We start from the raw sequence: 14,776 nt of genomic DNA on the forward strand, positions 1-14,776 counted from the left end.
TCTGTAATACTAAAGCATACTCTAGGCAAAAGAAAGAATCCCCGCAGATCTTGTTCAAAAGTCCGCTTTTGAACAAGATCTGGTAACATCCCGGCGTTTCAAAACCTTGTAAATGCTCTATATTAATTAAGATAGCCATCTATTTCTAATACTGCTTTATGGATCATACATAGGTCGGCTTAATTAAACTAAGGAGAGTTGATGCTTGGATAGAATAATAATGAAACGCCTGCTCCGTGGCTTATGGGTTATCATTGCGGCCGTTCTGATCGCATTTGCCATATACTTGCTGTTCCCACTTTTGTACCCTTTTGCGATTGCCTGGATTATCGCCTATGCCATGAATCCTTTAGTGAAACTGCTTCAGCATCGAGCACGATTCCCCCGCTGGCTGGCTGTGACTCTTTCATTGATCCTTTATTTTGGAGCCATTGCGGTAGTGCTGTCTGCGGCGATTACCCGCATGGTAAAAGAAGTCATTTCACTTACGACAAGCTTTGATCTTCATGTTGATGAGATCAAGGACACGTTTGTGCGCTGGACCCAGAATGACACCATTCAAAGTTTGACTGCGCAGATCAATGAATTTTACAAGGAAAATCCCAACTATCAGGAAACCATCAACAGCAATATTAGTAAAACGACTGAGACGGTGGGTACAGCCGTGACAGATCTGGTCACCGGATTTTTCAATATGATTCTGAGTCTGCTGACCTCCCTGCCGAACATGGGCGCGGTATTAATCGTTGTTCTGTTGTCTACATTCTTCATTAGCAAAAGTTGGACCAGGCACAACATCACCGTATCGGGATGGGTGCCCTCTTCCATTCGCAAGCCGATCTCCGACATATGGACTGACCTTAAGAAGGCCCTGTTCGGATACGCAAGAGCACAATTAATCATGATTTCGATTACAGCACTGTTTGTCATGATTGGGCTGCTTATATTGCAAGTCAATTCAGCCTTCACCATCGCTCTGATGATTGGTTTGGTCGATCTGCTTCCTTATCTGGGTGTTGGCCTTGTCATGGTGCCTTGGGCAGCATACCTCTTTATGAATGGGGACCTGTATCTGGGTATTGGCATTAGTATTATTTATCTGATCTTACTGATCGCTCGTCAGATTATTGAACCAAAGGTACTTGCAAGCAGTGTTGGGCTCGACCCACTCGCCACGCTGGTTGGCATGTTTGTGGGTTTGAAGTTGTTCGGTGTTCTGGGCTTGATCATTGGCCCTGTCAGTCTCGTGATTCTCGATGCGTTCAATCGGGCTAACGTATTACGCGATCTCAGAACGTATATCATCAACGGTCGTGTCCGATGAGGCATCATCTTATATGCACCCAGGAAAAATAGAAAAAGGCTTCATTCAACAGAAATTATCTGCTGAGCGGAGCCTCTTCCATTATGCAAAACAACTAGTGTTTCATTTCGGACGACGATAAAACGTAATTTTTCCACTTTTCATTTTTTTCTCCAGCCACCCCAGGAAGAACAGACGGTAAACCGGACGTGTTAATGGAAATATTAGTGTAAACCCGATCAGATCCGTTACAAAACCTGGAATCAACAGCAAGAAACCACCGACAAAAATAAAAAGACCATCGACCATTTTTCTTCCAGGTACCTTGCCACGTTCCATCTCGGATTTGGCGTCCACAAGTACTTTTCGCCCTTCAAACTGCAACATTGCTATACCAATCAAGGACGTGAGAATCATGAGAAGCAATGTCTTTCCGGCTCCGATCCAGTCACTCATCAGAATAAAACCAAATAATTCAATCACCGGAATGATTAAGAGTAAAGCCCACATCCATTTTCGCATTGACGTATTACCCCTTTCCAGAAAGCCACACCTTTTCAAGCGAGCTGTATAGCTCAGAGGCTGCCTTATCCAGCCGAACTGGCTTCCAGTCCCCATTCACCCATACATGCTGGGTAGAACCTGTAACTAGCCTTTCACCGGGGAGTGATTCATCAGCTGACCATACCCGTTCTCCAATCGCCATATGCTCATCAGGTTCTTCAGACATGCGTCTTACGTCATACTCATAGTTCAGTCGCAGACCACTAAATGCAGCAATACGGGTGAAAATGATAATCTCATCATCATATCGGGCAGGCTTGTGATACTTCACATCCAGTCCGGTTACGGGAAGCAGTAGCCCCTGTTCCTCCATTTTACGATATGTATACCCCATTTGGCGAATCATCTCAGTTCGACCGATTTCAAACCAATTCAAATAGTTCGCGTGATACACCACGCCCATCTGGTCACTTTCTTGATAGCGTACACGAAGACGTGCCGCATACCAGCTACCATTGCTCTGTTCTCGCACGTTATCGGCCTCCTTCGTTCTATCATTCATACGTGTTACTTCGTTGTAAAGTGTCAATAAGATGGAAAAAAAGCAACGGGACAATAAAGCCCCATTGCTTCTTTCCTGCTGCTCTCCATCCAAAACGCTATTAAGCGTTGTTTGGAATTTGGCTTACTTTAATCAGGTTGGTAGAACCGGAACGACCCAAAGGTACACCTGCTGTGATCACAACCAGGTCTCCTTCTTTAACAAGTCCGGATTTTACGCCGCCTTCAATTGCGTTTTCGAACAAAGCATCCGTGGAATCAACCAGTCTTCCTTTGACAGGAGTTACACCCCAAGCCAGAGCCAAACGACGGGAAGTTCTGTCTTCCGTAGTCACAGCAATGATTGGAGATTCTGGACGATACTTGGAAATCATGCGTGCAGTGTGTCCTGATTCAGTTGAAGTGATGATCGCTTTTGCGTTCAAATCTTGAGCTGAGAGGGCAACCGATTGGCTGATTGCTTCTGTAACTGTTGTTTGTTGAGCAACACGTTGTTTCAGGTACAACTCTTGGTAAGGCAGAGCAGATTCTGCTTTTTCAGCAATACGGGACATCGTCAGAACAGATTCAACCGGGTATTTACCCGCAGCTGTCTCACCAGACAACATGATTGCGTCTGTACCATCGAAGATTGCATTCGCCACGTCACTTGCTTCCGCACGTGTTGGACGCGGGTTACGTTGCATGGAATCCAACATTTGTGTAGCTGTGATAACCGGTTTACCTGCAACGTTACATTTTTGGATCATGCGTTTTTGCACCAAAGGTACTTCTTCCGCAGGAATCTCAACACCCAGGTCTCCACGAGCAACCATCAGGCCGTCAGACACTTCAAGGATTTCGTCGAGGTTATCGACACCTTGTTGGTTTTCGATTTTGGAGATGATTTGGATATGTCCAGCATTGTGTTTTTCAAGCAATTCACGAATCTCAAGTACGTCACTTGCTTTACGTACAAAAGAAGCCGCGATGAAATCGACACCTTGTTCGATACCAAATACGATATCGTTAGCGTCTTTCTCGGTGATACCCGGCAGAGAAATGGCAACGCCCGGAACGTTAACACCTTTTTTGCTTTTGATCGATCCGCCGTTAACGATACGGCATTTGATCTCGGTGCCTTGCACTTCCACCACAGTCAGTCCGATCAGACCGTCGTCGATCAGAATTGTAGATCCTGGTTCAACATCATTCGGAAGATCTGTATACGTAATGGAAAGACGTTCTTTGGTGCCCAGAATTTCTTCTGTTGTCAAAGTGATGTACTCGTCTTGAACCAATTCGATTGGTTCAACTTCGAGTTTACCTGTCCGAATTTCCGGTCCTTTGGTGTCCAGCAGGATCGCTACTGTTTTGTTCAACTCTTCGCATGCTTGGCGAATCGCAATGATCCGTCCGCCGTGCTCATCGAAATCACCGTGGGAGAAGTTCAGACGGGCCACATTCATACCGGCCATAATCAATTTTTTGGTGTTCTCCAGAGATTCACTGGATGGACCAATGGTACATACAATTTTCGTTTTACGCATTTTGGGTTTCCTCCGATTTTAAAGGTATTACTCTTTATCTATTTTTCTTTTTCCAACTATTAAATTTACTATACTTTCGCTCATTTGTATAGGAAATTCGTCACATTATTCAGCATTTCCCGACAAATTACTCGCAACATCGACTTTTACAAGCTCTTGAGGGGCTTCAATGGAGGCTTTAGGTTCAAACGTGACCGATCCAATTTTACGGAATTTCTCATAACGATCCTGTTTCAGCTGATCCCCGCTCCAACCCTTCATATCGTCCAGATGACGGACCAAGGCTTCACTGATGAAAGCAGCAGACGCTTCATAATCCCGATGAGCACCGCCGCGTGGCTCAGGGACAATCTCTTCAATGACTTCCATCTCCAGCAGGTCTTTGGCTGTTATTTTCATTGCTTCAGCCGCCTGATCTGCCTTGGATGCATCCTTCCAGAGAATCGAAGCAGCGCCGTTTGGAGAGATTGCAGAATAGATCGCATGTTCCAGCATCAACACACGATTACCCACAGCCATAGCGAGGGCACCGCCGCTTCCACCTTCGCCGATGACCACAACAATAACAGGAACCGATAGCTTCGCCATCTCCATAAGGTTGCGAGCAATCGCTTCCGATTGACCTCTCTCTTCAGCAGTATTACCCGGATACGCCCCTTTAGTATCAATAAACGTAATAATAGGACGGCCAAATTTGTTCGCTTGTTTCATCAGACGAAGTCCTTTTCGGAAACCTTCTGGATGAGCGCTACCGAAAAAGCGGGCGATATTATCCTTCGTGTCTTTCCCCCGCTGTTGTCCGATTACCGTTACTGTCTTTCCATTCAACTTGGCAAGTCCGCCAACAACCGCAAGATCGTCTCCGAACATGCGATCACCGTGCAGCTCAATGAAGTCCGTAAATATCAGCTGGATCAGATCCAACGCCGTTGGGCGCTGCTGATGCCGGGCCAGATGCATCTTCTGAGCTGCTGTTATGCCAGTGTAGATCTCTTCTTCAAGTCTATGGTAACGTTCTTCCAGGCGGGCAATCTCGTCCGTGAAGTCGATGCCTTTTTCCTGTCCAAACTGTACGAGTTCATCAATCTTTTTGCGCATCTCAACCAGAGGCGCTTCATATGGCAACTCACCCGCCATTTAGACCCCTCCTTTTTCACTATGCATATCCAGAAGCTTACCAAGAGTGGTCCGTAGTTCTTTCCGGTGCACAACCATGTCCAACTGACCATGTTGCATATTAAATTCAGCCGTCTGGAAATCATCAGGTAACTTCTGACGGATCGTCTGTTCGATAACGATTCTGCCGGCAAAACCAAATACAGCGCCAGGTTCGGCAATATTAATATCGCCCAGGCTCGCAAAACTTGCCGAGACTCCACCTGTCGTTGGGTCCGTAATGACCGAAATGTACAGCCCGCCCTGTTCATCCAAACGGGATAACGCTGCACTTGTTTTGGCCATTTGCATGAGGCTGAGAATACTCTCTTGCATCCGGGCACCACCTGATGTGGAGAAAATAATCAATGGTAACCGTTTCTCTGTTGCATGCTCAACGGCACGGGTAATTTTCTCCCCTACAACAGAACCCATGCTGCCTGTGAAGAAATCAAAGCTCATGACAGCCACAACTACAGGCAGGCCATCAATGGTTCCTTCCCCTGTAATTACCGCTTCCTTCAGGCCCGATTTCAGACGCTGTTGTTCCAATTTGTTGCTATATCCAGGAAAGCCAAGTGGATCAACCGATATCATATCAGCGTCAAACTCAACAAATCCTTGATCATCAAGTACCATAGCAATGCGCTCCATAGCGTTAAGACGCATATGGTAACCGCAGGCAGGACATACTTTCAGATTTTTCTCCAATTCCTTGCTATATTGAATGGTGCCGCATTTGCTGCACTTGTTCATAAGCCCTTCAGGTATTTCACGTTTTGGGCGTTCTAGGACTTCCTGGCCTTCACCGGGAAGTGCACGCTCGGAAGGTATGGTAGCGTACTTCCGTTTCTTCTGGAATATATCTTTGAACACAACTACACCTCTCCAGCCGTTGATTTGATGGCCGCAACATGCAGAGCGCTGCTTGTGGCAGCTTCATCCGCGTGCTACGGTAAACCGCTTACGACCCACACGCTGCCCTGGGCCTTGTCCAGCATTCACAACAAAAAAATCCGCCGGTACAGGGCAAGGATCAGCGGCTTCTGTCAGCACGATTGATGTTACCTGCAAAAACCGAAAGATTGTTGCGCCGATGTTTGAATCTATCTTGGTAGGGTCTCAGGGAGCAACCAGGTCGGTCCTTGTCCTAACAAAAAAAGAAGGAAGGACAGCAGCATACAATACATGCAAGTCGATTCCTCTCTCCGCTTACGCGATTAGTCCCTTATGTACCGATGGTACTTCTTCATCTGCCAAGGCACGTTGATGTCGAACAAATCAGGAATGCAGAATGGAATTCAACACTTCCTGGACCTCTTCCAATTCCCCAGAAGGGACGCGAATCTCAAATTGCTGCTTGGATAAACTGATGGGACGGGTCTGTACCAGAAAACCTTCTTCCGAAAGCTTGGTCTTGATCTTGTCCGCAACCTTTGCTGTCGGTGCAATGTAAATCACCGTCCACATGCCTTGTCCGCCCCCTAAGCTAATGTTCAGAGCCCGTATATTGGACTAATGATAACATACCTCACTTTTTTTCTGCAAGAAAGGGTTCAGGACCTTTGGGGAGAATTTGGGATCATGAGGGACATTAGTCCCCCACGAATAACTCATATGGTTGACGAAATCTTCTTGTTCCTACCTCTTCCATAAACAGCCACAAGCTTATCAGGGCAGCGTCAGCAGCCCTTGAAGACCTTCATATGAGCCATTAGATTAACCAAACAGGCAAGCATGGAAATACAGAAGGTTAAAGGTCTGAGGGGTATTTTTTGGCTTTAATATTTTTGTGTGCAATCCGGGCAGAAGCCGCAGCGGCCACCCCTGCGACCAGATCATCCAAAAAGACATGAATGGCTGTTGTGTGTTCGTTCAAATCATGAATTACACCTATTTTTTCTTTATCCAGGTAACCAAAGCTGGTTAAACCGATCATACCATACACATGAGTAATGCCGAGGGCCAGAGTCTCGTCCACTCCATACAGGGATTCATCCGCTTCCATAATAGCCTGTAACGGTTGGGGCAAGAGTTTTTTCTCCGCAAGTTCGTCGAGAGCAATACCCGTATAGAGCGTATATTGCACCTCTCGTTTCTGCAGAACGGATTTCACGCTGGTTACACAGTCGTCCAAGGTCAGTTCGGGGTGGTACCCTTTTTGCAGACGGTATACAATTGCTGCGATTGCATCAATCTGTACACCCCGCCGGGCCAGCATGGCTTCTACGATTTCATATGACATATCTCGACCTCCCGCATCAATCCCCCGAGGACCGCGAGGTCCTTCGGTGTTCTCAAGTGTATGCAGCAACCTGTTAAAATGTTCATAAAATGTGTGGATGGTTGAGATCTATCACATCCTTGACTTGTTGCAGGATTGTACATTCCGCTCTGGTCTGTAGCTGGCCTATAACAAGTTGCAATTCGTTTGTTTAAACCTTGTCGTCAGGGAACGGCGCTAAAATAATCACAAAAAAACCTGTTCAGCATTGAGCCAAACAGGTTTCATAATATGGATAAGTGCTATCACTTATGGAACAGCCTCTTATTTAATTTTGACTGTTCCTTCCCCCAGCATTTTCTCCATATCGGAGAATAAGGTTGGTGATGGCTTAATCCGGTAGGCATCACTTAGCGCAAGCAGCTTCTGCTGCTGCTCATAGAAGAGCACTGTCGCCACAGGTCCGGGATGCTCCTGAAGCAGCTGCTTCAGACGTGCCAGAAGCTCAGGCTTCTCCGCATGCGGGGCAATCTTCACGAACACCCGCTGCTCCACGGCCCGCGGTTCGCGACTCTGCTCCGGGCTGCCTGTCGCCTCAGCGGCACCGCCAGGCCGGGAAGCCGCCGCCGTGGCTGCGCCCGTACCCGCCGCATCGCTGCGCGTCGCTGCTGAGCCTTGGCTCCCGCTGCTACGCACAGCGGAAGCATCCCCGCCTGCGCTGCTGCGCTGCGCTTCGGCTCCTGCGCCCGCTGGTCGCCGCGGCGAAGCCGACTGCGCCGGGCGCGAAGAGCTGCCGCTGCCGGGCTTGACGCGCCGGTCACGGCTGCGCAGCTGCTGCTCCAGTGCCGCCGTTGACAACGGCACCACTTCCTCAGCCAGCAGCTTAAACCCTTCGTCCTGCTGCTGCACTTTGGCACGCACGACGAGCAGTTCACCTTTCCCGACATGTTGCTGGCTACGCCGCCATACCTCGGGAAAGAGAACCACTTCACAGCGTTCAATCTGGTCTTCCAGCTCCATGAACGCCATAGCCTTGCCCTGTTTCGTCGTAATCGACTTCACGGACACAACCATACCCGCGGCGACGGTCATCGTGTCGTCTGCCGCCTCGGTCAGCTCCATGATCCGGTCAGCCCCACTCGATTCCAGCACATCTTCATAGTCATCCAGCGGATGCCCGGAGAGATACAAGCCTAACAACTCACGCTCTAACTCCAGTTGTTGCCCTGAGGAATAAGGAGGAATATCCGGATACTCAATCTCCCAGTTCGGCGTCTCAACAAAGTCGAACAATTGAATCTGCAGATCCTCGCGTTCCTTGCGCCATTTCAGAGCCGCTTCAACAGTCTCATCCAGCATCGCGAGCAACTGGGCCCGGTGCCCAGGTAGTGTATCAAAAGCTCCGGCTTGGATCAGCGATTCAATCACACGTTTGTTGCATACACGCAGATCCACACGACGACAAAAATCGAGCAAACTGTCGAACGGTCTCTCCTGCCTTACGATCATAATGCTTTCCATTGCCTGGGTACCGACATTTTTCACAGCGGCCAGACCAAATCGTATTGCACCCGTTAATTTTTCCTCATCCGAATTATCATTAGACACTGCAATGTTCTTCTCCACAGAGGACAGTTCCTCTTGTTCCGCGCGCGAAGAAGACACCTCCTGTCCTTCGTTATTACCATTTTCCATTGAAGAAGCCGTCACCAATCCAGGTTCCTTCCGGTTGTCGGATGTCTCAGGCATGGATGTTGCTGCCTGCCACTCATATTCCCCACTGTTCTCTTCCGGTCCAGGACCGGGATCATCCGGCAGAGGTGCTTCACCATATTCGGCTTGTCCCGAATGCCCATCATGCTCATGAACGTGATCTTCCCTCAAGGAACTCCCGTTACCATTCGCGGCATGTTCATCGGCAGGGCTTCCGGCGTCACTCTCTGCATCTGCTCCCGCAGTCTGCTGCGATGCATTGCTCTGATCCCCGGCTCCTGCGCTGCCGGACGGCACAAATACAGGTGTAAACAGAATACCGCTCTCATTCACATCCGGAGGAAGCACCTCCATGTCCATACGCCGACATTCCACCACGTACTCTGCCACTTTCCGATGACTGCCCATTACAGCTGTTAACATGGATGCCATAAAATGAACCGGATAATGCGCCTTCAGATACGCCGTCTGGAACGCAAGCACACCATATGCCGCGGCATGAGCACGCGGGAAGCCATAGTTGGCAAACTTGACGATCATATCATAGACCAGGTCTGCCTCTTCTTCGCTATACCCTTGTTTCAGGCTGCCTTGTACAAAGTGTCCACGCTCCAGATCCAGCACTTCCCGTTTCTTCTTGGAGACCGCTCTGCGAAGCAAATCTGCCTCACCCAGCGAGAAACCCGCCATCCGGGAGGCTATCTGCATGATCTGCTCCTGATACACGATGATGCCGTACGTATCTTTCAGGATAGGCTCCAGATCCACATGGGGGTAATCCACTTCAATCTGTCCATGCTTGCCCTGAATGTATTTGGATATGAACTCCATCGGGCCCGGACGGTACAAGGCAAGTACAGAGATTACATCTTCAAAACCACTTGGCTTCATCTCTTTCAGCACACGGCGTACCCCGGCAGATTCCAGTTGGAATATGCCCATCGTGTCCCCTCGCCCAAGCATCTCGTACGTTAACGGATCATCATCGGGAATAAGACGGAAGTCCGGAATTTCTCCATGTTCCCCAATCCAGCGCACACAACGCTCAATGATCGAGAGGGTACGCAGACCAAGAAAGTCCATTTTAAGCAGACCAATAGACTCCAGGTTTTCCATGGAATACTGGGTTAATGCTGTCCCTTCACTGCCCTCCTGAAGTGGCACCACATCGGTTAGCGGGTCACGGGATATAACCACTCCCGCTGCATGCGTCGAAGCATGGCGTGGCATACCTTCTACCTTCATCGCCATATCCAGCAGCTCACGTGTCTTAGGCTTGGTTTCATACAGCGCCTTCAGTTCAGGTGTAGCTTCCATGGCCCGCTCAATGTTAATGCCAAGCTGCGCCGGAATCAGCTTTGCAGCCTTGTCCACTTCACCATAAGGCACATTCAGTGCCCGTCCAACATCACGTACGGCTGCACGGGCAGCCATCGTTCCAAACGTAATAATCTGGGCGACATGGGCTTTGCCATATTTATGCGCGACATAATCAATGACTTCATCCCGCCGCTCATCGCTGAAGTCAATATCAATATCCGGCATGGATATCCGCTCGGGATTCAGGAATCGTTCGAAGAGCAGGTTGTATTTCATCGGATCAACATCGGTAATATGCAGCGTGTACGCAACCAGACTTCCTGCCGAAGACCCCCGGCCTGGTCCAGTAACAATGCCTTGCTTATGTGCATAGGCGATAAAATCCCAGACAATCAGGAAATAATCCGAGAATCCCATGCTGTCGATTATACCCAGCTCATACGCCAATCGTTGTTCGAGTTCGGATCGAAGCTCCGCATCTGTCCAACGTGTGGACTGCGCATAACGCTCCTCCATTCCTTCTTCGCACAGCTGACGCAGATACACCGAAGGGCTGAGTCCATCGGGAAGCGGTCTGTATTCCGGCAAAATCGATTTGCCGAATTCCAGCTTCAACTCACAGGAATCCGCAATACGGACGGTGTTTGCCAGAGCTTCCGGTACATGAGGAAACAAACGAGCCATCTCTTCTTCACTTTTCAGATAGAGCTGATTGGTTCCAATCCGAAGCCGAGTCTCATCATCCACGGTCTTGCCCGTTCCGATACAGATCAGCACATCCTGAAGCTCAGCATCCTCTTCCGACAGATAATGCGCATCATTGGTCGCTACAAGCGGAATCTCAAGCTCAGCCGCCAGTTTGATCAACTGCGGATTTACCCTTTTTTGCTCGGAAAGCCCGTGATCCTGAAGTTCCAGATAGAAGTCGGCACCAAAGATATTTTTGTAGCGTAACGCGGCACGTCTTGCCTCTTCTTCTCGCCCATGCAGCAAATGTTGTGGTACTTCACCACCAAGACACGCACTTAGACAGATAATACCCTCGTGATGGGCAGCCAGACTTTCCATATCTACACGGGGTTTGTAATGAAAACCTTCGAGATGTCCAATGGAGCACAATTTCATCAGATTACGGTAACCCGTCATATTTTTGGCCAGCAAAATCAAATGATGAATCGGTTGATCCTTGCGGCTTCCCCGCTCTTTGCGGGACCCTGCTGTCATGTATGCCTCGCAACCTATAATCGGCTTGATGCCTCGCTCCATACATGCTTTATAAAAAGGAATTGCACCATACATCACGCCATGGTCGGTCAGCGCAAGTGTCGTCATTCCGAGATCTGCAGCCTTATTCACGAGATCCGGAATACGCGCAGCGCCGTCCAGCAAACTGTATTCGCTGTGAACGTGCAAATGCACAAAAGAACTCATGTTTTTTTCTTCCTTTCGCCGCAGATAGTCGCAGCATCGATCTTCTGATCCCTCTGCTACCCTATCTATCTCATATATATGAATTAAACAAATAAAAAATGGAATCCCCATATTAGAATTTGTAACAACCTCTTAAAAGGAGACTTTATTATTCTATTTTATCATAACGTTCGGGGGCACGCCCATACAATAGAAGTACAAGCCGCTCCCCCTGTGACAGACCGAAGACAGGAGGTGTGCTGCTAGGCCTGAAAGGGGTGTTGCCAGTGAGCACATTTTTGTCCAAAGCCATTCTTGATTTCTTTATTGCGTTTGGAATCGTGCTGGGCGGCGCGATGATCGGAGGTATTGGAGCAGTGATCTCTCTTCAGCCTCCAACACAGACGATGCTCGATATTTCCGGGAAAATAAAGATATGGGCACTCGCAGCCGCTGTTGGCGGCACAATAGATCCCATGCGTGTCATCGAGAGCAATTTTCTGGATGGTAACCTGTCTCCGGCGGTCAAACAAATCCTGTATTTGATCTCTGCTTTTATGGGCGCACATATGGGAACCGAATTAGTGAAATGGGTGTGCGGCGGAGGCCGGAGCTAATATGAGACAGGAACAGCGTTCATGAGAGTTCCGCCATTTTCTCGTTACCGCCCGCTGATGCGAATGACCGCTGTGTTTGTTCTGGGAATGATCGCTGGATGTGTCGTCTACAACGGTGTATTTCACCTGAGTTACAATGCGTTGTGGCTGAACAATCAGGAGCTGCAGCTTCAGCTGCATCAGAATGAGGAGGATATCAAAACGCTGAAAAAATACAGTAAACGCCAAACCGTTATCAAGGAAATCAAGGTCCGTGCAGAAGAATCGGATAAGGGGCCAGACGAGGCTTCTCTGAAAGTGATGTTACAGAAACTCGGAGACGAACTTGAGGTACTTCGGGGCAGAGATGTATTCAACATCGATGAGTATAGCAAAATGACACGAATCATGCTAAATCAGAAAGTCTACTCGGTCAGGGAAAAGGAGTACACCGTTCAGGTCAAAACGATGCTGGTTATGGAAGGCGTACTGCAAGTTTGGGTACAGATTCGCATGCACGTTCCTGCGTAACAGCAAAAAACTGCCCTTGTCTGCATCTCTGCATGGTACAATAAGGGCAGTAAATGCTTTCCAGAAAAGGAGCTGCGTCTTTGTGTTCATTGATGTACTCAAATATGCTCTAATCGCCATCTTTGCTGTTGCCATGGTTTTTGCAGCGTTGAACAGCATTCGTTCACACAGAAGTTCAGATGCTGCCAGCGCCGGTCTGTACCGTTCGTGGACAAATATCTGGATGGGTGGCATGCTTGTTGTGCTTGCACTGATTCTGATGTTTGTCTTCACGGGCTCCACTTTATCCGTGATTGTGGAAGCGCTATTTCTGATTATGGGTGCGTATAATGTATTTGCCGGAATACGTAACCGCAGTTATTATGCGCGGCTTCGACAACGGTCCAGTAACGGATCAGGTAAAACCTCCGGACAATCTGCATGATTTGTTGAAGCGTAATCGTTGTGACTGCAAAAAGAGAGTACTTCCCCTTCATTAAGCGAAGCCAGAACCGCGCGACAACGCAACCCGGCAGAGCTTCTTGATCAGGAAGTACTCTCTTTGTCTATGCCCGAGGCAACGTACCCTGCTAGGCATGGTCAATCGACTGCAATGTCATTACCGCTTTGCATACCACACTGCCTTCACGGGTAACCACAATGTCCATTTTGCACGTTCGACGACTGGTTTCCAGAATTAACGGTCGAACCAGGATCTGATCCTCAATCTGTACCGGTCGAACAAAATACGTCGTTACATTATCGACCACATGGTCGTTCCCTGTAACATCCCACGCTGCCCGCCGGCCAGCCTGTGTCATCACATTCAACAGAACACCTTCGGAGATCGTACCCAGATCCGTTGCCATCTGAGGAATGATGAATCCGTGAAATAACAGTTCGTTCTGTTCACCGCGCTCCTCGGCAAACCCGTTCCAGATCAGATGATCAAACGTCTCTCCCAGTTGTGGCTGCTTCTGTGCATCCCGCATGGCCTGAAGCACTTCCTTGCGTGTGACGGACGCAATCAGTTTGCGGTTCCGATCCACGATTGGCAGAAAATCGATGCCTTCCCAGGTCATAATCTGGGCAGCAGAAGCAAGAGATGTCTGCAACGAGGCCGTAATCGGGCGGCGTATCACACATTTCTCAATACTTTGATCTTCTTTCAGCTCACTGACATCCTTCAGACTCACAATCCCGATGACCCGGTTCCATTCATCCACCACCGGGAAGCGATGTTCACCCGTCTCCGAAACCAACATATGAAAATCTGCGGCTGAACTGGTCACCTTCAATACCTGCAAGCGAGGTTTCTGACCAATGATATCCTCAACAAGCATAATTTTTTTCTTAATCAGCCGGTCGAAGATCGCACGGTTAATCATTGAAGCCACCGTGAATGTATCATGTCTGGATGAAATAATCGGTAGCCCAAGCTCGTCAGCCATAATTCTTACTTCACGACTTGTCCCAAAACCACCCGTAATCAACACGCCCGCTCCCTGTTCAAGGGCAAGCGAGTGAGCATCTTCACGGTTACCCACAATCAGCAGACTCCCAGCGTCGATATAACGGGCCATTGCCTGTTCCTTCATCGCACCAATCACATACTTGTGCAGCGGTTTGGCGAGACCTTCGTTCCCCCCCAGCACATGGCCCTCAACAATGGTCACAACATCAGCAAAGGTCAACTGTTCCGACATGCCCCGAGGTCTCTTCTCGATCCGCACCGTTCCAATTCGTTCCTTGGTCACGACCAGCCCGAAGTTCTCCGCCTCTTTCACCGCACGATATGCTGTCCCTTCACTTACACCCAGCTCCCGCGCAAGTCCACGTACTGATATTTTGCTGCCAACCTTCAGTTGTTCAATATGTTGAAGTAACTGTTCATGCTTCGTGACGTTCTCTTCCTGTCCGTCCAACTGTACCACCCCCGAAGATGCATCTG

The 14,776-nt window shown here is 48.8% G+C and carries 13 protein-coding genes; 4 read left to right on the forward strand and 9 right to left on the reverse strand.

What is annotated here, in order from left to right:
* Positions 1-205: 205 nt before the first annotated feature.
* The gene (gene ytvI, locus AC6CIF_RS02910; protein WP_498197793.1) at positions 206-1,324 is read left to right on the forward strand and encodes a sporulation integral membrane protein YtvI; all 1,119 of its coding nucleotides are present in this window, start codon (positions 206-208) and stop codon (positions 1,322-1,324) included.
* Between the two features lie 102 nt (positions 1,325-1,426).
* Here the strand turns inward: ytvI and AC6CIF_RS02915 are convergent, their stop codons facing one another.
* The 8 genes from AC6CIF_RS02915 to AC6CIF_RS02950 form a co-directional block, all read right to left on the reverse strand.
* On the reverse strand, positions 1,427-1,825 hold the full coding sequence (locus AC6CIF_RS02915) for an FxsA family protein (RefSeq protein ID WP_076209101.1): 399 nt from the start codon (positions 1,823-1,825) through the stop codon (positions 1,427-1,429).
* Between the two features lie 7 nt (positions 1,826-1,832).
* Entirely contained in the window at positions 1,833-2,339 is a 507-nt protein-coding gene (locus AC6CIF_RS02920) for an acyl-CoA thioesterase (protein ID WP_179088482.1), read from the reverse strand.
* A gap of 130 nt (positions 2,340-2,469) precedes the next feature.
* Positions 2,470-3,897, reverse strand: coding sequence for a pyruvate kinase (pyk, locus tag AC6CIF_RS02925; RefSeq protein ID WP_405131857.1), 1,428 nt, complete (start codon positions 3,895-3,897; stop codon positions 2,470-2,472).
* A 105-nt stretch (positions 3,898-4,002) separates the two neighbouring features.
* Positions 4,003-5,034, reverse strand: a complete 1,032-nt coding sequence (locus AC6CIF_RS02930; protein ID WP_498197795.1) for an acetyl-CoA carboxylase carboxyltransferase subunit alpha — start codon at positions 5,032-5,034, stop codon at positions 4,003-4,005.
* The gene (gene accD / locus AC6CIF_RS02935; RefSeq protein WP_221823132.1) at positions 5,035-5,928 is read right to left on the reverse strand and encodes an acetyl-CoA carboxylase, carboxyltransferase subunit beta; all 894 of its coding nucleotides are present in this window, start codon (positions 5,926-5,928) and stop codon (positions 5,035-5,037) included.
* A 405-nt stretch (positions 5,929-6,333) separates the two neighbouring features.
* Positions 6,334-6,522, reverse strand: coding sequence for a hypothetical protein (locus AC6CIF_RS02940; protein ID WP_017689496.1), 189 nt, complete (start codon positions 6,520-6,522; stop codon positions 6,334-6,336).
* A gap of 283 nt (positions 6,523-6,805) precedes the next feature.
* A complete protein-coding gene (locus tag AC6CIF_RS02945) occupies positions 6,806-7,297 on the reverse strand; it encodes a phosphatidylglycerophosphatase A family protein (RefSeq protein WP_076209104.1) in 492 nt (163 codons plus the stop codon).
* A 303-nt stretch (positions 7,298-7,600) separates the two neighbouring features.
* Positions 7,601-11,740, reverse strand: a complete 4,140-nt coding sequence (locus tag AC6CIF_RS02950; protein ID WP_498197797.1) for a DNA polymerase III subunit alpha — start codon at positions 11,738-11,740, stop codon at positions 7,601-7,603.
* Between the two features lie 266 nt (positions 11,741-12,006).
* Here AC6CIF_RS02950 and AC6CIF_RS02955 point away from each other — a divergent pair, with 266 nt between their 5' ends.
* From AC6CIF_RS02955 to AC6CIF_RS02965, 3 genes are all read left to right on the forward strand, one after another.
* Positions 12,007-12,336, forward strand: coding sequence for a YtrH family sporulation protein (locus AC6CIF_RS02955; RefSeq protein WP_026081169.1), 330 nt, complete (start codon positions 12,007-12,009; stop codon positions 12,334-12,336).
* A 21-nt stretch (positions 12,337-12,357) separates the two neighbouring features.
* Complete coding sequence (locus AC6CIF_RS02960; RefSeq protein ID WP_036609856.1) at positions 12,358-12,846, forward strand: sporulation membrane protein YtrI; 489 nt, start codon at positions 12,358-12,360, stop codon at positions 12,844-12,846.
* Between the two features lie 82 nt (positions 12,847-12,928).
* Positions 12,929-13,270, forward strand: coding sequence for a YtpI family protein (locus AC6CIF_RS02965; protein ID WP_498197799.1), 342 nt, complete (start codon positions 12,929-12,931; stop codon positions 13,268-13,270).
* Positions 13,271-13,415: 145 nt separating this feature from the next.
* On the opposite strand, the gene AC6CIF_RS02970 is transcribed toward AC6CIF_RS02965, so the two are convergent.
* The gene (locus AC6CIF_RS02970) at positions 13,416-14,750 is read right to left on the reverse strand and encodes a DRTGG domain-containing protein (RefSeq protein ID WP_036609860.1); all 1,335 of its coding nucleotides are present in this window, start codon (positions 14,748-14,750) and stop codon (positions 13,416-13,418) included.
* Positions 14,751-14,776 lie beyond the last annotated feature (26 nt).

It is taken from the genome of Paenibacillus sp. GQ49 (assembly GCF_059759055.1).